This window comes from Bradyrhizobium sp. SZCCHNS1022 (genome assembly GCF_032484835.1).
Lineage (GTDB): Bacteria > Pseudomonadota > Alphaproteobacteria > Rhizobiales > Xanthobacteraceae > Bradyrhizobium.
The window spans coordinates 1-19957 of the sequence record NZ_JAUETT010000005.1; the positions used below are offsets into that span (position 1 = coordinate 1).

Genomic DNA, 19957 nt, shown 5'->3' on the forward strand with positions numbered 1-19957 from the left:
TCGAGCTCGCCGTAGCTCAAGGTGGCGTCCGCAAAGCGCAGCGCGATTCTGTCAGGCGTGCGCGCCGCCTGGATCGCGAACGGCTCATGCAATAGCCCTTGCGGAGTACCCGCCGCCGTGGCGTTGAATGCGCTCACCACCTGCTGCTGCTCGGCATCGCTCAATAGCGACAGCGCCGAGAGTGGCCGGTCCGCATCGGCCACGATCGTGCTCAGCAAGTGCTGCAAATGCCAGGCCAGACGCGCGATCGCATCGCCGTCAAATCGCCCGCCGTCGTACATGATCTTCATCGCCAGCGTCTCGCCGACAGCGACCTGCAGCGCGAGCGGATAGTTGATGCGGTTGACCGCGCGGATCATATCAACGCGGACCGCATGATCCGCACCTCCCGCAGACATCTCGTCCGGGTAATTCTCGAACACCACGATACTCTCGAACAGCGGCGTTGCCGCCGGCAGCTCGCTCCAGCGCTGCACCTCGGCAAGCGAACTATACTGATAGTCGGTCAGCTCGCTCTGCCGCGCCTGCACCTCCTCCAGAACGTCCAGCACGCGCGCCTCGCTCGGCAACGGCACGCGTAGCGGCAAGGTGTTGATGAACAGCCCGACCGTACGCTCCACCTCAGGCAACTCGGCCGGACGGCCCGACACCGTGACGCCGAACACCACGTCATTGCTGTCGCCGTAGCGGCCGAGCAGCAGCGCCCAGGCCCCCTGCACCAGCGTGTTGAGGGTCAGCCGGTGCCGGCGCGCGAAGCTCTCCAACACCTCCGGGGCGATCGGCAACTCTTCGTCGTACTCGGCATAACGATCCCCGTCGAACGCCACGCCTGCCGCATGCCCGAATCCAAGGGAGGTCGGCGCGTCGAAGCCGGCGAGGCGCTCGCGCCAATAGGCTTCTGCAGCCGGTATCTCCTGGCGCTGCAGCCAGGAGATGTAGTCGCGGAATGGAGGTGCAGGCGCCAGTTGCGCCTGCTCACCTCGGCGCAGCGCCCCATAGACGGCGAATACCTCGTTCAGCAGAATCGGGATCGACCAGCCGTCAAACAAGATATGATGGCAGCACCACACGAACCGATGGTCGCGACCGGCGAGCCTAACAAGACACAGGCGCATGAGCGGCGCGCGCACGAAATCGAAGCCGCGTGCACATTCGGCATGCTCCAATTCTGCCAGTCGCGCCGTCTGCTCGGCGGCCGAAAGACCTTCCCAATCATGAAACGTGAATGGCAGCGCGGTGTCGCGCAACACGGCCTGAAGCGGCACGGCAAGATCCTGTCCGACGAAGACACTGCGCAACACCGCGTGTCGTCCGATCGAGAGCTCCCAGGCAGCTCGGAATGCCTCGATGTCGAGGTCCCCGAGCAAGCGACAGCTCAACGTCGTGACATAGGCGCGGGATTGCGGCTCATAGACGCTGTGGAACAGCATGCCCTGCTGGGTCGGAGTCAGGGGATAGACATCTTCGACACGATCAGGGCCCCCTACAGCCGCGAGCGCGCGATCGAGATCTCCTTGGGAGACCTCCACAAGCCGAGAGACTCCATCCGGCAGCCCATCAGCGTTCCGGCTTTCGTGCAGCGAGTTCGGCTCGCGCTCGACAGCGTCATCGCGCGTCACAACCGCCCCGGCACCTGCCGCAGCGGCAAGCGCCTCAATGGTCTGGTGCTCGAAAATTTGCCGCGACGTGAGCTTCAGTCCCGCCCGGTTGGCGCGAGCCACCACCTGAATCGATTGGATCGAGTCGCCGCCGAGCTCGAAGAAATTATCCTCCACCCCGACCTGATCGAGCTTGAGGATCTCGCACCAGATCGACGCAAGTATCTGCTCGCTCGGCGTGCGCGGTGCGACGAACCGGCCGATCTCAGGCCGCCCTTCCGGCGCCGGCAGTGCATTGCGGTCAATCTTGCCGGCCGGCGTCAGTGGCAGCGCATCGAGCATCACGATCGCTGCCGGCACCATGTAATCCGGCAATCGTCGCTGTAACGACTGGCGCAGGCGCTGGCCGAGTTGATGCGTCAGCGTGGCCGCGCCGGGATCGTTGGCGTAGGCACGATCGGGGCGGCACGAGGGTTGCGGCAATTGGACCGGCCCATCACAACGGCTGCGGTCGACAAAGACGACGTCAAAGCAACCATCGGCCGAAGCGGAGGTCCAGCTCACGCGCACGTCATAGCCGTACCGCTCGCCGATGTCCCAGAAGGTTTCAGGATCCTCGCCGGTCGGCACGCCATCGGCAGCCATCAGTTCGCCAATCCTGGCGTTGGATTCGCTGGCTTCCAGCCACTGCGACGCCGTGAGATCCTGCGCCAGCCGTCGATTTGGCACGTGCAGCACCGCGACACTTGGGGGTCTCTGCTCGGCGAGGATAGCGGCGAGCTCGACCAGCGAACATCCAGTCCAGTCCATCGATTGCGCGGCCGCCTGCGGCTTCTTGCCTCCGATATGCAGGACCACGTCGTAGCGATAGCGAGTCAGCTCGTTGTCGAAATGGCCGCGCCTGAGCAGGATCTCGACAGCTGAGATCCGTGCAATCCCATCCTGGAGGGCCGAGAAGAACGCCGGATCGATCGCGAGCTCCGTCTCATGCTTGGCTGCAGTGGCGGCCCGGCTCTTGATCTCTTCGGCGCGCGATCCTGCGCGCGCACGCGCAACCTGAATTGAACCATGGAATACAGGCAACAGACCAAAATGCCTGACGTCGCCGACGAAGATCCGGCCGCCGTCAGCAACGAGCGCCGAGGCTCCCGCGAGCACGTCGCGCAGGTAGTCGGTATCCGGAAAATATTGCACGACCGAATTGATGACGACAGTATCGACGGATACCGGCGCCATGTCTGAGAGGGCCGTGGCCTCGCGCTGCGCGAGTTCGACATGGGCGAGCTCACTCCGCTCCCTCGCCCACGCCCGCAAGCCGTCAATCGCTGCTGACGAGATATCCGTGCCACGATAGAGGCGGCTGATCGGCGCGAGATGCTGAAGAAGAAGACCGACGCCGCAACCGATCTCCAGAACACGGTCAGGCCTAAACGCCGCGATGCGCTGCACCGTCGTCGTGAGCCATTCGATCATCTCCGGTTCGGGGATCGGCGCGCCGGTGTAGCTGTTGTTCCAGCCGATGAAACTTGGCGCCTTCGCCTCCGGGCTGAGACCGTATGTCTCGTCGAACAAGGTCTGCCATTGCGCAACGCTATCGTCGCCGTCGACGGTGACCTGCCGCCGCTCGGCCTTGAGCCGTCGAAGATCGGGCACGACATAGGCGACCAGCCGCTTGCTGCCTGGCACGTCCTCGCGGGCGATCACGGTGGCCTGCTCCACGCAAGGCTCCGACCGCAGCGCGGCCTCAATCTCGCCAAGTTCGATCCGGAAGCCGCGAATTTTGACCTGATGATCGAGCCGGCCGAGATATTCGAGCTCGCCGTCGGCGCGCCAGCGCACGAGATCCCCGGTGCGATACATCCGTTCGCCAGGCACAAACGGGTTCGGCACAAACCGCTCGGCCGTCAGGCCGGGCCGGAACAGATAGCCGCGAGCCAATCCAGCCCCGCCGATATAGAGCTCGCCGGGTACGCCAATCGGAACCGGCTCGAAATGTTGGTCGAGCACATAGGTCCGCGTATTAGCCAAAGGGCGGCCGATCGGTGGCGTGCGCCGATCGGCGAGGCAGCGGAAAACGGTGGTGCAGACGCTGGCTTCCGTCGGACCATATGCATTGAGCACGATACGCTCGCCGAGCCAGGGAGCAATCATCTCACTGGTGCACGCCTCGCCGCCCACGAGGAGCGTCTTCAGATCCGGCAGGGATTCACCTTTCAGAGCCGCCAGCGCGGAGGGCGGCAGCAGAACGACGGCGATCCTTTGCTGCTGCAAGAGCATGCGCAGCGGTTCGCCCGGCAGCATCTCACGACGGTCGGCAATGACCAGCGCGCTGCCGGTGCGCCAGGTCATCATCAATTCCCACACGGCGGCGTCGAAACTGAAGGAGGCAAACTGCAGGACGCGGCTTCCAGTGGCGATCTGCAGCGGCGCGAGCTGAGCTTCCGCCAGATTTGTCGCGCCGGCATGGGGGACCATGACACCCTTCGGCCACCCGGTGGAACCTGACGTGTAGATCACATAGGCCAGATCTGCAGAGTCGACGGGAACGGCGGGCGCATCGGACCGCAGGCAGGCGATCTCGGACCAGGCCTCGTCGAGGCGAATCACCATGGCATCGTTGAATGGTATCCGATCGACGAGCGTGCCGTGGGTGAGCACCAGCGGCGTCCGCGACTCTGCGATCATGTAGGCAAGCCGCTCGGTCGGATAGTTGGGGTCAAGCGGCAAATAGGCCCCACCCGCTTTCAGGATGCCGAGCACCCCGATCACCATGTCGAATGAGCGTTCGAGGCAAAGACCGACGACGATGTTGGGACCGACGCCACGCTTGCGCAGATAGTGCGCAAGCTGATTGGCGCGGGCGTCGAGCTCTGCATAGCTCAATTGTTCGCTGTGACGGATCAACGCCGGCGCGTCCGGTGCCAGCGCCGCCTGCGTGGAAAACAGCTCGTGCAACGTGCGATACGCGGACTGCACCGCCGGCGTCGCATGCCAGTCGCCCAGGACTTTCCCGCGATCCGTTTCCGACAACAGCGGCAATTGCGAGAGCCGCGTGTCGGGAGCGGCGACCGCCCCCTTGAGCAGCTGCACGAAGTGAGACGCGAAGCGCTCCGCTGTCGTGACATCAAACAGATCCGTCGCGTAGACGAGCGAGCCGACCAGTTGCCCGCCGACTTCCGTCATCGCGAGCTCGAGATCGAACCTGGCCGCCGTCTGCTCATCATCGAAGCGTTCGATCTTGAGGCCTGGAAGCTTCATCTGCTCCAGCGAGACGTCCTGCAGGACAAACACGGTCTGAAAGATCGGATGTCGGCTGAGTTCGCGGACCGGCTGCAACGCATCGACCACTTGCTCGAACGGAAGGTCCTGATGTGCGTAGGCGCCAAGCGCCGTCTGCTTGACGCGCCGTACCAGAGCTCGGAACGATGGATCGTCCGCGACATCGCTGCGCAGCGCCAGCATGTTCACGAAGAATCCGATCAATTGCTCCGTCTCAGCGCCTGCGCGGCCTGCAATCGGGCTTCCCACGACGATGTCGGTTTGACCGCTCCACCGCGCCAGCACTGCTTTGAAGCCTGCCAATAGCACCATGAACAATGTCGCGCTCTCGCCGCGCGCCATTGCCGCCAGCGCACTGGACAGCTCGCGATCGAGCACGAACCGATGCGTTGCGCCGTGGAAGCTCTGCGCGGCGGGACGCGGGCGATCGATCGGCAAATCCAGCCCCGCCGGCGCGTCCGCCAGCCGGTCGCGCCAATACGCCAGCTGCGGCTGGAGCACGCGCTTCAACACCCATTCGCGGTGCCACACCGCATAGTCCACGTAGTGAATCGGCAGATCCGGCAGCGGCGAGCGTCGGCCCGCGGAAAAGGCCGCATAAAGGGTCGCGAGTTCGCGGAACAACACACCGACCGACCAGCCATCGGAAATGATGTGGTGCATCGAGAGCGCAAGGACGTAGTCTTGATCACCAAGCGCAAAAAGATCACAGCGCAACAATCGATCATGAGCGAGGTCAAACGGTTGCTCGATCAATCGGCGCGCCCGCGATATTGCATCGGCCAATGCGACCTGATCGGCAACAAGATCGATTCGCCAGGGCGGATCGATCAGCTGACAGGCAACGCCATCCCGCATCACGATGCGAGTCCGGATGCTATCGTGCCGCCGTACGATCTCAGTCAGCGCCGCCGAAAGCGCCGCGGAATTCAACGGCCCCTTCAGGCGAACCGTGAGGCCGATGTGATAGGCCGGCCCCAGCCGGCCCAGCCGGTCAAGGAACCACAGCCGCTCCTGTGCAAACGAAAGAGGTAGCAGATGGCCCCGCGGCACCTTTGAAATTCCGCTGGATAGATGCTCAAGGCCGCGCTTGAGCTTCAGTCGCAACAACTCTCTTCTGCGACCTAACGTTGCTTTAATTGGCGAGGCTTGGGGCGTGGTCTCCGGCGTAGACAAATCCATTGGTCGTCTGCTCCTAAGCTCGAACACTTCGCCTGAAGCGCCGCGTCGTGCGGCATCAATTCAAGCATCGGCCATTAGATTGGATAATCGCGATCTCAGATCGTGATTACCGGTATGGGCTTGCGCTATCGACGCTCTGCGCGCCAGTTGGATGCGCGGTTCTTCGACGAATAGCGGACCTGCACAATGCGCCGGCTGGTCAGACCGCCTGCGAGCCCAACTCGCGCGCGACGTCCTCGTCGCCCATCTGGGCGACCTCATCGGCCAGGCGTTGCAGCACATCCGCATTTGCCCAAAGCGGAGACGTACGCAGCCGAGCGTGCAGCTGCTCCGCCATCTTGGCGCAGTTACTCTCATGCCACAGCATTGCTGAATCAATCTGCATCATGAAATCAGTCTCGAGCTTGCTCTTCACCCGCACCAACCCGAGCGAGGTCACGCCTAAGGCCATAAGGGATTCACGACGATCAAGATCATCGGCATTCAATCCGATCAGTTCGCCAAAGATATGGCCAAGGTAGTTCTCGATCGAGCGAATCTGATCGGCCTCATCCTGATCCCTCATTCTGAGAATCAATTCGATCGGGTCTATTCGATCACTGCCCGCCGATGAGAGATCATCCTCTGCGCACCACTCCATTCGCACGGGCAAGGTTCCGTCGAGCAGCATCTCGCGCGCTTTGGACCTTTGGATCTTGCCGCTCGAGGTCTTCGGGAGCGCGCGATGATGCGTCAACACGACGCGGTCGAGTTCAATGCCATTGGCGGCGGAAATTGCCGCACGCACCTGCTCGATAAGAGACCCAGCGTCGCCGATGGGGCGCCTGGCCTCCTCAATCACCAGCACCGCACGTTCGGTCGCCTCATCGGCGACAGTGAACGCGGCGGCATCCGCAATATCGGACGCCGTCTGCCGCGCCGCGGCTTCAAGATCCTGCGGATAGAGATTCTGGCCGCGGATGATCATGACATCCTTGATCCGGCCGCTGACGTAAAGTGTACCATCCTGCATGAAGCCGAGGTCGCCCGTTCGGAGGAACGGCCCCTCTCCGCTCGCAAGACGGGCGTTAAAAACACGCGCAGTCTCCTCTGGATTGCGCCAATAGCCCGCCCCCGTAGTCGAACCGTCGATCCAGATCTCACCAACCATCTCCGATGCACATCTCTGTTTCGTCTCGGGATCGACGATCAGAATACGATGTTCGGGAGATGGACGGCCGCTAGACGGAACGCTGTATTCGTCATGCAGACCTTGCGCGCGCTTCAGACCCTTCCGGCGAATTGCTGCGGACGAGACGACGGTGGCCGTCTGCCCCAATCCGACCGGACCGCCGGACACCAGCAGCGTCGCCTCCGCGAGCCCGTAGAACGGGCACATCGCCTGGCGCTTCAATCCATAAGGCCCGAAACGCTCGGCAAAATCTTCCATGGTCTGCAGCTTGATGGGCTCGGCGCCGCATCCGGCGACAGTCCAATGACGCAAGTCGAGCTCGGCGCATTCCTGTTCCGTAATCTGACGCAGACAAAGATCGTAGGCGAAATTTGGTGCGATGCTGACCGTGCCGCCATATTGCGAGATCGCCTCCAGCCATCGTACCGGACGCGCCACGAACGCAGCCGGCGGCATCAGAACCGACGTGATACCATGATAGATTGGCGTGCAGATGCCGCCGAACAGGCCGAGATCGTGAAAGTGAGGTACCCAACTGACCCACACCGACTGACCGTGCAGCGCGGTCTGCTTGCCGAGCAACCAGGCGTTCCGCGCGGCATTCCCATGCGTCACCATGACGCCGCGAGGACTTCCGGTCGAGCCGGAAGTATACTGAAGTACGCAGATCTCGTCCGGGTCGGGCATCACGATATCGTCGTTCGCGGCTCCGTCCGGAGGAAGCTGATCGGTCACGAGCGTTCCGACAGAGCACCCCAATTCGGACAGGATGCTGCTGATGCGCGGCGCCAGTTGCGATGACGTCAGAACCGCAGTCGGCTCCGCATTGTCGATCAAGCCTGCGATGACCCGACTACTTCCCGATCGCCGAGGTGGGCTCAAAGGCACAGCAACTGCGCCAGCGTAGAGCACTGCGAAGAACGCGATCACGAAATCGATCCCGGGGAGATAGAACATAAGGACGCGATCGCCACGACCTATACCATTCGTCCTCAGACTCCCTGCCAGTTGAGCCGCTGCGAGATCGAGTTCCGCAAAGCTCAGATCGATTCGCGCCGATGACGCTGGAAGGAAGCGCAACGCGAGCCGTTCAGGCATATGCTTGGCATTGCGTCGCAACGCTTCAACCATCGTGACTGCATTGCTCGCGACTGCGTTGCTCGAACTCGTCATCGACATCTGCTCCCCGGCCGAACTCATCAACGACGCGCACCATGGCCTGAGGGCGCGCAGCGGCTCATCGCCTCGATCATCGGCAACCGGTGATCGGACGCTGAGCATGATCAATGGATCGCGCCGGAACTGGTGGCTCCCACAGACTTCCGACGCAGAGTGGAGGCTACATGGAGCCTCTTGGCGGATCCGCCATCGGCGAGATCCTCGATTCGGAAAGAGCGCGACGAGTCTCCACAAGCGCCAGCCGCCCGCGCCGAGCAACATGAGAGACCGCAACATGACCGGCAGGATATGTCACCGCCCCTTTAGTCCGGACGTTTGACCAACCAGCTGCACCCATGATTAGCGCTCCATCTTGACGGCACTATTACGCACCGCGAACGCGTATCTTTCCGGGATTCGCAAACAACACAGACCCTGCGGACGGATTCCGGTATTCGACCCTGGATCGCATCACGATTCCAAGCTGACCGAAATCTCGTCGCTCGTCATGCGCGCTCAGCCATCCGCTTTCGCAAACTAAGCGGCCTCATATCAGTCCAGACGGCTTCGATGTACTCCAGACACTCCGCCTTGGAACCACGCTTGCCCACCGCTCGCCAGCCGGCGGGAACCGGCTTCTCGGCAAGCCAGATCGAGTATTGCTCTTCGTCATTCATCACAACGAGAAAGATCTCTTCATTTGATTCGTTTGTCAGAGTCATTCGAAACGTCTCACTTCTATTGCCCGCCAGATCATCGTGCGCAAAGAACAGCGACGCGTGTAGTTAGCACCCGTCTCGTCATGCATGCCCCAACAAATGTACGAATTAGTGGCACGCATGATCATATCGTCGTGTTCGATGAACTAAATACAATTCTAATGATGCGACCTATGGTTGCTACGGCGTGATTATCGACAATACGGAATTGAAATATGCCATAGCGATCCCGCGAGTCCGGCGCGTCAGTACGACAGATCGATGACTATCGGCGCAACGTGACATTACAGTTGATGATACGATCAGCGGCAGCACTGGAGAGTTGACACCGATGTTCAACGCAGCGCCTCTTGGGCGAACCCCATCAATGCCCATTCGACTTTTTTGTTTCGCTCATGCAGGTGGAACCGGAAAATTATTTCGCTCCTGGCAGAAGCTGTTGCAGCCCGGCATCGATGTTTGCACTTTTGAATATTCCGGCCACGGAACCCGGATCAACGAACCACTGCTCGACACGATCGAACAGATCGCCGACTCTGCAGTCGAAGAAATCAGTTGCTCAAAAGACGGTCCGTACGCGCTGATCGGTCATAGTATGGGCAGCCTTGTTGCCTTCGAGACATGTCACGCACTTGCAAAGCACGGTCTCAAGATGCCTACCCTTCTCATCGTGTGTGGACATCGCGCGCCGCGAGTTCCACCAGTGACTCCTCCGCTACACAATGCTCCCGACAGAGAGTTCCTCGCCCATCTTCACGGGCTCGGCGCAACGCCGCCGGAAATCTTTGACGTACCCGATCTTCTCGATCTGATGCTTCCGATTCTGCGCGCCGATTTTCGCGCCTGTGAGACCTACCGACCGGCCCATCGTCCGTATTTATCGGTTCCGATCGCAGCCTATGGCGGACTAACCGACAGCGACACGAGCAAGGACTCGCTTCTCGCCTGGCAAGCCGAGACAACCAGTCGATGCATGGTTCGCATGTTTCCGGGTGGTCATTTCTTTGTCAGTGATTGCGCGGACAGCGTTGTCGCGCACTTGAAGCGCGATCTGCTCCAGGCCTCGACCGTGGTGCAAGTTTGAGTCCCCCGAGCCGGTCGGCCCCGCCTCCCCCGGCCAGTGCAGGCCGCAAGTCTACAACGAATTCCAGCCCTGCGACTTAACAGCGCATTCGGGCTGAACAGTTGAGCGGAACATTTGCTCTCAGCCCGATCTCCGAACACTTCCGCGCTGGCCCGAGACCCGCCACGCTGTCCAACGAACGAGAGCGTCACTGCATCGATGTTGAACCCGACCGGGCGTATATCGTTATCGATCACGCAGCTCTAACCAGAAGTCGGGACCTTTACATCGATGTCTGAAAGCCGGCGACCGCCACGCGATAGCCTATCGGCTCGCCTGTGGCCCCTGCTCGCCGTCAACTTCTTCATGGCCGACATGCAATCGGGAATCGGTCCCTTCCTCGGCGTGTTTCTAGTCGAGCGCGGCTGGACCAGTGGGGTGATCGGAACGGCCATGAGTATCGGCAATGTCGCGGGCATGTTGATCACCACGCCCATCGGCGGATTTATCGATGCTTCGCACCACAAGCGCGCCTGGGTGATCGTCCCCGGAATAGCTGTCGTCCTGGGCTCCTCGTCATCCTGCTTTCGCAGAATTTCTGGGCCGTCGCCGCTTCGCAGATTGCGACCTCGATCGCCGGTGCCGCGATCGTTCCTGCCGTGACCGGGATCACGCTCGGCATGGTCGGACAGAAAGGCTTCAACCGGCAGAACGGTCGCAACCAGGCCTTCAAGCGTTCCGGCAACATGATCGGCGCAGCAGCGTCCGGGCTCCTGGGCTGGAAGCTGGGTTACTTCTCGGTGTTCGCGTTGTCGGCGCTATTCGGCGCAATCACCGTCGCCTGCGTGCTGCTGATCCGGCCTGGGTCCATCAATGATCATGCCGCGCGCGGCAACAACGAAGATGACCCGAAAAGTCAGCCCAGCGGGCTTACGGTGCTGCTTCGGCATAAGCCGCTTCTGGTCCTCGGGCTCGCACTCGCGGTGTTTCAACTCGGCAACGCCGCCATCATTCCGTTCTACGGCATCTCAGCCGTATCGAATGGTAAGGCGAATGGCCCGAGCTTCGTCGCAACCACGATCGTGATCGCCCAGGGTGTGATGGTGGTTGCATCCATTGTGGCGATGCGCATCGCGGAGAAGCGAAATTATTGGCTGATCCTGCTGGTCTCGTTTCTCGTCCTGCGCTGCGGGGAATCCTTGCCTGGCTCCTCAATGGCTGGGGGTGTCGTTCCGGTCGAGGTGCTCGACGGCATCGGCACCGGCCTGCAGAGTGTCGCGGTGCCCGGCATGGCGACCCGCTCACTTTACGGAACGGGCCGCGTCAATCTCGCCCAAGGCGCCGTCATCACTGTTCAGGGCGTCGGCGCCGCATTCAGTCCCGCGCTAGGCGGCTGGGTGGCGCATTGGATCGGCTATTCGTCCACCTTTCTTGTCCTGGGTGGCCTCGGCCTCCTCGCCACGCTCGTGTTGGTCGCGCTCGGCGCCGCGGTCAAGCAGTATTAGCCCAGGCTGCTCGCACCGGCGTTATCGCGTCGGCGGAACGAAGTGATCATGCGCAATGGCCGTAGTTCCGGTCGCGGGATCGGTGGCCCTGATCTCGATGTCGAGCGGCACCGGGGGGATGTCGGAGCTCGATGCTTGCACCGACATGCGGATCTCTCGGGTCTGGTCCTGACCGACCTCGACGATCATGCGGCCATCCGCCGCACGTTCGACGCCCGCGACAGAGATCTTCGCATTGGGCAGACCGTTGACCTCGAGCACAACGTTGCGCGCTGCACGCTTATTGAGCAAGCGCACCGTATAATCGTTGCGCACCCCGCCGTCCGAAAGCTGGACGAACAATGGATTGCGCTCGTGCAGGACATTGACGCCGAGCGTACCGCGCGTGGCCAACGTATAAAGCATGATGCCGCCGACAATGACCATGAAGCTCGCGTAGATGACGGTGCGCGGACGAATCAGACGATAGATCGCCGGCTTCCCCTCCATGCGCCGCTGCACATTGATGTCGGTGTCATAGCCGATCAACCCTGTCGGCCGTTCGATCTGCTTCATCACGGTATCGCAGGCGTCGATGCACAGGCTGCACTGGATGCAGCCGAGCTGAATGCCATTGCGGATATCGACGCCGGTCGGGCACACATTGACACATTGATGGCAGTCGATGCAGTCACCGGCGGGTTCGCCGTGCTCGCGCGCCGCCTCCGCCTTCTTCACCGACATACGCGGCTCGCCGCGGTCGCGCTTGTAGGTGACGTTGAGCGCCCATTCGTCCGTCAGGGCGGCTTGGATCCGGGGCCACGGGCACATATAGATGCAGACCTGCTCGCGGGCGTGACCGGCAAAGGTATACGTCGTGGCGGTGAGAATGCCGATCCAGAGGTAGGCCAGGAATGGCGCCTGGAAGGTCGCGAGTTCCTTCACCAGAGTCGGCGCATCGGCAAAATAGAGCACCCAAGCTCCGCCGGTCCACCAGCCGATCATCAGCCAGAGGAAATGCTTGGTCGCAACCTGACGCACATGGGTGACGGTCCAACCCCGCTTATCGCTCAGGATTCGCTCACGGCGGTCACCTTCGACCCAGCGCTCGACCGCGTAAAACAGATCGGTCCAGACCGTCTGCGGACACAGATAGCCGCACCACAATCGGCCCGCCACCGCATTCATCAGAAACAGCGCCACGGCAGCCAGGATGAGAAGACCGGTGAAGTAGTAGACCTCCTGCGGCCACAGCTCGATAAAGAAGAAGTAGAAGCGGCGGTGCGGAAAGTCGATCAGCACCGCCTGATTCGGCAAACCTGGGCCGCGATCCCAACGTACGAAAGGCAGGAGGTAGTAGATGCCGAGCGCAATGCAGAGGATCGTCCATTTGATGCGGCGAAAGCGGCCGTGTACGGCCTGCGGATAGACCTTCTCGCGCGCCTTGTAGAGCGGGCCGACGATATAGGTATCGCCTGAATCAACCATCTTGCTCCTCGTTATCGTCTCTGCGGCGCATCCACCTGCTGCTCGCGAGCTCAGGAGAATGCGTTACCGCTCTTCAGGCCGAGCTTCTTGAACACGATCGCCGCCGGACAGAAGCCGGTGAAGGACGCCTGAATCATGTTCACCCCCGCAAAGGCCGTCAGTAGGTACCAGTACGGATTGACGGTCCAGCCGAGCGCGAGCCCGAGCAGGACGACCAACCCTGCAAAGCTGAGAACTGCTTTATCGACGTTCATGGCATGCTCCTGTGTGATTTGGATTGAGCGTGATCAAGCCCGGCTGAGGCCGGACAGAGTCCAGGCGACAATTCGTTGCGAATCCATCGCACCTGAAACGCGTGCCAGCTCCCGGCCTCCCCTCAGGAGCAGGAGCGTTGGAATGCCCGAGATGCCGAAGCGCGCCGAGACGTCTGGCGCTGCGTCGGAATTGAGCTTGAGCAAGCGGGCGCGCGGCTCGAGTTCCTGCGCGGCCCGTTCGAACATCGGCGCCATCGCCCGGCAAGGACCGCACCAGGGCGCCCAAACGTCGACGAGCAGCGGCAGGTCGCTGTGCGCGAGATGCCGTTTGAACGCGGCCTCGTCGACCTCGATCGGATGGCCGCTGAAGATCGCCGTGTGACATTTTCCGCATTTCGCTGCCGCGGGTGTGTTGGGGGTCTTTCCGACACTTGAGGGCAGACGGTTGATCTGCCCACAATGGCCGCAGACGACCTGGAAGGTCTCACTCATGTGCCGGTTTTGACCTCCTTGACCTTCGCGATGTTGAGCCGATCGAGCAGGAAACGCTCGTAGAACGGCTCCGGGGTGCCGCGCCGCATCTTGCGCAAGAAGTATTTCTCGAACGCGACCTTTGCGAAATGCACCCACTCACCTTTCGACGACCAGTTGACGTTGCGGGGCGGGATCTGGGGCTGCGCCAGAAAGGCTACGCCGGAGTCGCCGAAATCCGCGAGGCAGATCGCATTCCAGGTCGGCTGCGCCGCCGGCTCCCGGCCGCGCAGCAACGCGCCGATGTTCAACGCGGTCGCAGTCACCATCGATTCGATCATGAAACCGGTCTTCGGCACGCCGACCGGGACCGGTGTCGGTCCGATCGGCGGGATCGCGACGCAAACGCCGACCGCGAACACGTTCCGGAATTCGGGATTGCGCTGGTGCTTGTCGACGACGATGAAGCCGCGCGGATTGGTCAGCTTCTCGATCCCGCGCACCGCGGCAACGCCACGGAACGCCGGCAACATCATCGAATACGCGAACGGCAGTTCGTGGGTCTTACGCACAGCACCGTCGTCGTTCAGCTCCTCGACGGTCATCCGCCCCGCCTCGACCCCGGTCACGCGCGCATTGGTGATCCACTTGACGTGCTTCTCGCGCAGCTCGCTCTCGAGCAGCCCCTTGGTGTCGCCAACGCCGTCGAGACCGAGATGGCCTATATAGGGCTCGGAGGTCACGAAGGTCATCGGCACACGATCGCGCAGCTTGCGGCGGCGTAGTTCAGTCTCCAGGATGAAGAGGAATTCGTAGGCCGGACCGAAGCAGGATGCTCCCTGTACGGCCCCGATCACCACCGGGCCCGGGTTTTCGGCCAGCTTGTCGAAGGCGGCTTTTGCGTGCGCCGCATGATCGACGTGGCACACCGACTGGGTATGGCCTTGCGGCCCCAGACCCGGAATTTCGTCGAAGGCGAGTTCCGGACCGGTCGCAATCACAAGATAGTCGTAGTCCACGATCGTGCCGTCGTTCAGCTCGACGCGATCGTCGGCCGCATGCACGCGCTTGGCGCCCTGCGTCAGCAGTCGAATGCCCTTGCGCTTCATAGTGTCGACCAGATCGATCTCGATCTCGTCGCGCTTGCGCCAGCCGACCGCAACCCAGGGATTGGACGGCACGAAGTGATAGACCGGCCCTTCGGAGATCACCGTCAGCCGGTCTTCCCGCCTCACATGCGCCAGTAATTCGTAGGCCATCAGCGTTCCGCTCAGCCCGGCTCCAATCACGACAACTTCCGCCATGGTATTCTCCTCGGTTTCCGTTCTTCCCGTTCGCGCCACGTGAGCCGCGGCTTGTGTGATCTGGTGATCTGCGCTTGATTATATATTCGAATATTCGTATATACGCAATCATGAAAATTGACACCGACATCATGGAAGCGGCGGCGGACCAGGCGAGCAACCTCCTCAAGGCGCTTTCGAACCGGCACCGGCTTCTGATCATCTGCCAATTGATCGACGGGGAACGCCCGGTCGGTGACCTCGCCGAACTGCTGTCCTTGCGCGATTCCACCGTGTCGCAACACCTTGCCTTGTTGCGCAAGGATGGACTCGTGTCCGCGCGGCGCGATGGGCAGACGATCTATTACTCGATTGCAAGCGATCCGGCGCGTGAGGTGCTGAAGACGCTTTACGAAGTCTACTGCGCGCCGGCTCCTGCCAAACCGGCACGGAAGGTAGAGCAACGGCGGATCGGCCCCTTGAGACATATCAAGGGTTGAGAACGGGCCTCATGGCATGCGTGCGCAAGCTTCGCTGCCCGGGCGTCCTCCGGAACTGGAAAAACAGGATTAGCTAATGCGAAGATTAACGCTCCTGAGCTTGATGGCCGTTGCGACATGGTCCGCAGTGCCGGCTCAAGCGGAAACCCTGACGGCGGCGACGCGTCAGGTCACGGACGAAAAGGCTGTATTCGCTACCGTCGAGAGCATCAGCGTAGTCCCGGCGCGTGCGCGCATCGGCGGCACCGTGGCTCAGCTTCACGTCAGGGAAGGCGATGCCGTGACGCGCGGCCAGGCGATTGCCGTGGTCGGCGACGAGAAGCTCGTGCTGCAGATGAAATCGCTGGATGCACAAATCCTGGGGCTGCAGGCGCAGACGGATCAGGCCCAGATCGACTTTGACCGGATCCAGGGATTGGTCGAGCGCGGGACGCTGCCGCGCACCAATCTGGATCAGGCCCGGACCGCGCTCAACGTCGCGCAGAATAATTTGCGGTCCAAGACCGCCGAACGCGCCGTCGTGCAGCAGCAGCAGACCGAAGGACAAGTGCTGGCGCCCGACGACGGGCGCGTGCTGAAGAAGCTCGTGACCGTAGGATCGGTGGTGCTGCCCGGCGATCCCATCGTGACGATCGCGCAACAGAATTTCAAGCTGCGGCTGCGTGTGCCGGAGCGGCACGCGCTGTTCCTGAAAGCCGGCGACAAGGTCCGCGTCGATGCCGCCGAGTTGGGTGAGCAAGGCACGAAATGGGGCGTGATCGATCTGGTCTATCCGCAGATCGAGGAAGGCCGCGTCGTTGCCGACGCCATCGTCTCGGGCCTCGGCCAATATTTCATCGGCGACCGCCTGCGGGTGTGGATCTCCGGCGGCACGCGCAACGCCTTCGTGATTCCGGCGCGCTATGTGACGACCCGTTTCGGGATCGACTATGTTCAGCTACGGCAACAGGATCAGACCGTCGCTGTGCCGGTGCAGCGCGGCCGCGAGCTGCCGAGCCCCGACCTCCCCGACGGCCTTGAAATCCTGTCCGGTCTGCGCGCGGGCGACCAATTGGTGCTGCCGTGAAACTCGGATTGTCGGGCAAACTTACCCAGGCGACGATCGGCTCGCCGCTGACGCCGCTGTTCCTGCTGGCGGCATTGGTCGTTGGCCTGATCGCGGTCATCGTGATCCCCCGCGAGGAGGAGCCGCAGATCAGCGTTCCCATGGTCGACATCCGCGTCAATGCGGATGGATTGCGCGGGCCTGACGCCGTCGAGCTCGTTACCAAGCCGCTCGAGACCATCGTCAAGGCGATCGACGGCGTCGAGCACGTCTACAGCCAGACCGAGGACGACCGGGTGATGGTCACCGCGCGGTTTCTGGTCGGCACCAAGTTCGAAGACGCCATCCTGCGCGTCCACGAGAAGATTCGCGCCAATCTCGATCGGATTCCGGTCGGAATCCCGGAACCCTTGATCGTCGGGCGCGGCATCAACGACGTGGCTGTCAGTGTCCTGACCCTGTCGCCGAAGCCGGAAGCCGCCGACCGCTGGACCGACAAGGACCTCTATGAGCTCGCGGATAAGCTGCGCGCCGAGTTGACCAAGGTCGACAATGTCGGCCTCACCTACATCTCCGGCGGCGGCGCACAGCAGATCCGGGTCGAGCCAGATCCGGAAAAGCTGTCCCTGTTCGGTGTCACGCTGCAGCAGCTCGTCGCCAAGGTGAAGGATGCCAACCGCTCCTTCCTGGCCGGCGACATCAGAGACGGCGGCATCGTCCGCAACGTCGCGGCCGGCCAGACGCTCGCCGGGATTCCCGACATCGGCCTGCTTCTGATCACCACGCGTGACGGACGCCCGGTCTATGTCCGCGACGTCGCGACCGTCGTGATCGGACCGAATCTCGCCGAGCATCGGGTCTGGAACGATGCCCGCAGCGGCGAGAGCCAGTGGAACCGCGTGCCCGCGGTCAGTCTGGCGCTGGCCAAACGCGCCGGCGCCAACGCCGTGGTCGTGTCGCATGACATCGCTCAGCGGCTGGAAGGCCTCAAGACGCGCCTCATTCCCGATGACGTCACCGTCACGGTGACGCGGGATTATGGCGAAACCGCCAACGAAAAGGCCAACGAGCTCCTGTTCCACCTCGGGCTTGCAACGCTCTCGATCGTCGTCCTGATTGCGATCGCGATCGGCTGGCGTGAGGCGGTGGTCACCTTCGTCGTGATCCCGACCACGATCCTGCTGACGCTGTTTGCCGCCAATCTGATGGGCTACACCATCAATCGCGTCAGCCTGTTCGCGCTGATCTTCTCGATCGGCATCCTGGTCGACGACGCGATTGTCGTGGTCGAGAACATCGCCCGCCATTGGTCCATGCACGATGGCCGTCCGCGCCTGCAGGCAACGATCGAAGCGGTCGCCGAGGTCGGCAATCCGACCGTCGTCGCGACGCTTACCGTGGTGGCAGCCTTGTTGCCGATGCTGTTCGTGTCGGGACTGATGGGCCCCTACATGGCACCGATTCCGGCGAATGCGTCCGCCGCGATGCTGTTCTCGTTCTTCGTCGCCATGGTGGTCGCGCCTTGGCTGATGCTGCGGCTCGCGCCAAAAAAGGACCCTGCCAAAACCGATGGCAATAGCGCGGGACACGCTGCACATGACGAAGGCCGGCTCGGCCGGCTGTACCGCAAGGTCGCCCGCCCGATCGTTGCAAGCAAGCGCTCAGCCTGGATCTTCCTGCTCGGGGTCGGTATCGCAACTTTGCTCTCGATGACGTTGTTTGCGACCAAGTCGGTCACGGTGAAGCTGCTGCCGTTCGACAACAAATCAGAGATCGCCGTTGTCGCGGATCTACCCGAGGGCGCGAGCCTGGAGGAAACCGAACGGGTGCTGTTCGCAGCGGCCGACATCGCCCATCAGCTGCCGGAGATCACGTCGGTCCAGGCCTACGCCGGAACGCCAGCGCCGTTCAACTTCAATGGACTGGTGCGGCATTATTACCTGCGCGAGCGTCCTGAACTTGGCGAATTGCAGGTCAACCTCACCGCGCGCGGCGAGCGCAAGCGAGCCAGCCACGACGTCGCGCTCGACCTGCGCCAACGGCTCAAGGCGGTGCAGATGCCGGCAGGCACCAGCATCAAGGTGGTCGAGGTGCCGCCGGGACCACCCGTTCTGGCGACGTTGCTCGCCGAAATCTATGGTCCCGATGCAGCAACGCGGCGGGAGGTTGCGCGCGAGGTGAAGAAGATCTTTGCCGAGGTGCCGTTCATCGTCGACATCGACGATTCCATCGGCGAGAAGCGGCCGCGCCTGCGGCTCTCGATCGATCAGGACAGTCTCGAATATTTCGGGGTCGAACAGCGCGACGTCTACGACACGATCCAGACCCTGTTCGGAGGCGTGTCCGTCGGCTACTCGCATCGCGGCGAAGAGCGCAATCCGATCGAGATCGCGGTCAAATTGCCGAAGCGCGACAAGGATTGGACCGCCGCACTGGCATCCACCCCGGTGCCCGCCAACACCGTGCCCGGCAGCAAGACCGTCGTCGAGCTCGGCCAAGTGGTCAAGGCAACGCAGGAAGAAGGCTCCCCTGTGATCTTCCGGCGCGACGGCCGTTTCGCCGACATGGTGACGGCCGAGCTGGCCGGCCGTTTCGAGGCGCCGCTCTATGGCATGCTAGCGGTTGCCGACCGCATCGATGCGCATGACTGGGGCAAACTGCCGAAGCCGGTCATCGCATTCCACGGCCAGCCCGCGGACGAGTCGCATCCGACGCTGCTGTGGGACGGCGAATGGGAGATCACCTATGTGACCTTCCGCGACATGGGCGCGGCCTTTGGCGCAGCGATCCTCGGCATCTACGTGCTGGTCGTTGCGCAATTCGGCAGCTTCCGCCTGCCGCTGGTGATCCTGACGCCGATCCCGCTCACCCTGATCGGCATCCTGCTCGGCCACTGGTTGCTAGGGGCGCCCTTCACCGCAACCTCGATGATCGGCTTCATCGCGCTGGCCGGCATCATCGTGCGCAACTCAATCCTGCTGGTCGATTTCATCCGCCACAGTGGCGGCGAAGGCAAGAGCTTGCGCGACGTCGTCCTCGAAGCCGGTGCGGTGCGCTTCAAGCCGATCCTGCTGACCGCGCTTGCCGCCATGATCGGCGCCGCCACCATCCTGCTCGACCCGATCTTCCAGGGGCTCGCGATTTCGCTGCTGTTCGGCCTGGCCTCATCGACGCTTTTGACCGTGCTCGTGATCCCCGCGATCTACATCGCGCTGCGCTCGCCGGCGAAAACCGATCTCAAGCCGACCTCAAGGGGATAATC

General features: G+C 62.3%; 13 protein-coding genes. 6 read left to right on the forward strand and 7 right to left on the reverse strand.

The annotated features are described in order from the left end of the window. The 3 genes from QX071_RS25515 to QX071_RS25525 form a co-directional block, all read right to left on the reverse strand. The coding region (locus tag QX071_RS25515; protein WP_315729489.1) for a non-ribosomal peptide synthetase at positions 1 to 6053 on the reverse strand (6053 nt) is incomplete at its 3' end. Positions 6054 to 6258: 205 nt separating this feature from the next. Continuing rightward, a complete protein-coding gene (locus QX071_RS25520) occupies positions 6259 to 8670 on the reverse strand; it encodes an AMP-binding protein (protein WP_316172171.1) in 2412 nt (803 codons plus the stop codon). A 224-nt stretch (positions 8671 to 8894) separates the two neighbouring features. Continuing rightward, positions 8895 to 9110 carry an MbtH family protein gene (locus QX071_RS25525; RefSeq protein WP_315705457.1) on the reverse strand — a complete coding sequence of 72 codons (216 nt, stop codon included), beginning with the start codon at positions 9108 to 9110 and terminating at the stop codon, positions 8895 to 8897. 328 nt (positions 9111 to 9438) lie between these two features. Here QX071_RS25525 and QX071_RS25530 point away from each other — a divergent pair, with 328 nt between their 5' ends. The 3 genes from QX071_RS25530 to QX071_RS25540 all read left to right on the forward strand — a co-directional run bounded on the left by QX071_RS25530 (position 9439) and on the right by QX071_RS25540 (position 11675). Then, positions 9439 to 10191 carry a thioesterase II family protein gene (locus tag QX071_RS25530; RefSeq protein ID WP_315705456.1) on the forward strand — a complete coding sequence of 251 codons (753 nt, stop codon included), beginning with the start codon at positions 9439 to 9441 and terminating at the stop codon, positions 10189 to 10191. 345 nt (positions 10192 to 10536) lie between these two features. Further along, positions 10537 to 10833, forward strand: coding sequence for a hypothetical protein (locus QX071_RS25535; protein WP_315705489.1), 297 nt, complete (start codon positions 10537 to 10539; stop codon positions 10831 to 10833). Then, positions 10803 to 11675 carry an MFS transporter gene (locus QX071_RS25540; protein ID WP_315729490.1) on the forward strand — a complete coding sequence of 291 codons (873 nt, stop codon included), beginning with the start codon at positions 10803 to 10805 and terminating at the stop codon, positions 11673 to 11675. The genes QX071_RS25535 and QX071_RS25540 overlap by 31 nt, the downstream gene beginning before the upstream one ends. Positions 11676 to 11696: 21 nt before the next feature. Here QX071_RS25540 and ccoG read toward each other — a convergent pair whose 3' ends face one another. The 4 genes from ccoG to QX071_RS25560 are packed head-to-tail and all read right to left on the reverse strand — an operon-like array spanning position 11697 to position 15171. Continuing rightward, positions 11697 to 13142, reverse strand: coding sequence for a cytochrome c oxidase accessory protein CcoG (ccoG, locus tag QX071_RS25545; protein WP_315705455.1), 1446 nt, complete (start codon positions 13140 to 13142; stop codon positions 11697 to 11699). Positions 13143 to 13192: 50 nt separating this feature from the next. After that, a complete protein-coding gene (locus QX071_RS25550) occupies positions 13193 to 13396 on the reverse strand; it encodes a DUF2892 domain-containing protein (protein WP_315705454.1) in 204 nt (67 codons plus the stop codon). A 33-nt stretch (positions 13397 to 13429) separates the two neighbouring features. Continuing rightward, complete coding sequence (gene trxC / locus QX071_RS25555; protein ID WP_315705453.1) at positions 13430 to 13888, reverse strand: thioredoxin TrxC; 459 nt, start codon at positions 13886 to 13888, stop codon at positions 13430 to 13432. Next, positions 13885 to 15171 carry an FAD/NAD(P)-binding oxidoreductase gene (locus QX071_RS25560; protein WP_315705452.1) on the reverse strand — a complete coding sequence of 429 codons (1287 nt, stop codon included), beginning with the start codon at positions 15169 to 15171 and terminating at the stop codon, positions 13885 to 13887. The genes trxC and QX071_RS25560 overlap by 4 nt, the downstream gene beginning before the upstream one ends. 131 nt (positions 15172 to 15302) lie before the next feature. Here QX071_RS25560 and QX071_RS25565 point away from each other — a divergent pair, with 131 nt between their 5' ends. The 3 genes from QX071_RS25565 to QX071_RS25575 all read left to right on the forward strand — a co-directional run bounded on the left by QX071_RS25565 (position 15303) and on the right by QX071_RS25575 (position 19955). Continuing rightward, a complete protein-coding gene (locus tag QX071_RS25565) occupies positions 15303 to 15650 on the forward strand; it encodes a metalloregulator ArsR/SmtB family transcription factor (protein ID WP_315705451.1) in 348 nt (115 codons plus the stop codon). A 76-nt stretch (positions 15651 to 15726) separates the two neighbouring features. Then, on the forward strand, positions 15727 to 16716 hold the full coding sequence (locus QX071_RS25570; RefSeq protein WP_316172170.1) for an efflux RND transporter periplasmic adaptor subunit: 990 nt from the start codon (positions 15727 to 15729) through the stop codon (positions 16714 to 16716). Next, positions 16713 to 19955 carry an efflux RND transporter permease subunit gene (locus tag QX071_RS25575; RefSeq protein WP_315705449.1) on the forward strand — a complete coding sequence of 1081 codons (3243 nt, stop codon included), beginning with the start codon at positions 16713 to 16715 and terminating at the stop codon, positions 19953 to 19955. Before QX071_RS25570 ends, QX071_RS25575 begins: the two co-directional genes overlap by 4 nt. Positions 19956 to 19957: the final 2 nt, after the last annotated feature.

Coding starts and splice junctions, on each gene's coding strand:
- ccoG (WP_315705455.1), bottom strand. CDS start 13,142: ATGGTTGATTCAGGCGATACCTATATCGTCGGCCCGCTCTACAAGGCG.
- QX071_RS25570 (WP_316172170.1), top strand. CDS start 15,727: ATGCGAAGATTAACGCTCCTGAGCTTGATGGCCGTTGCGACATGGTCC.
- trxC (WP_315705453.1), bottom strand. CDS start 13,888: ATGAGTGAGACCTTCCAGGTCGTCTGCGGCCATTGTGGGCAGATCAAC.
- QX071_RS25560 (WP_315705452.1), bottom strand. CDS start 15,171: ATGGCGGAAGTTGTCGTGATTGGAGCCGGGCTGAGCGGAACGCTGATG.
- QX071_RS25550 (WP_315705454.1), bottom strand. CDS start 13,396: ATGAACGTCGATAAAGCAGTTCTCAGCTTTGCAGGGTTGGTCGTCCTG.
- QX071_RS25565 (WP_315705451.1), top strand. CDS start 15,303: ATGGAAGCGGCGGCGGACCAGGCGAGCAACCTCCTCAAGGCGCTTTCG.
- QX071_RS25520 (WP_316172171.1), bottom strand. CDS start 8,670: ATGTTGCTCGGCGCGGGCGGCTGGCGCTTGTGGAGACTCGTCGCGCTC.
- QX071_RS25530 (WP_315705456.1), top strand. CDS start 9,439: ATGTTCAACGCAGCGCCTCTTGGGCGAACCCCATCAATGCCCATTCGA.
- QX071_RS25535 (WP_315705489.1), top strand. CDS start 10,537: ATGGCCGACATGCAATCGGGAATCGGTCCCTTCCTCGGCGTGTTTCTA.
- QX071_RS25525 (WP_315705457.1), bottom strand. CDS start 9,110: ATGACTCTGACAAACGAATCAAATGAAGAGATCTTTCTCGTTGTGATG.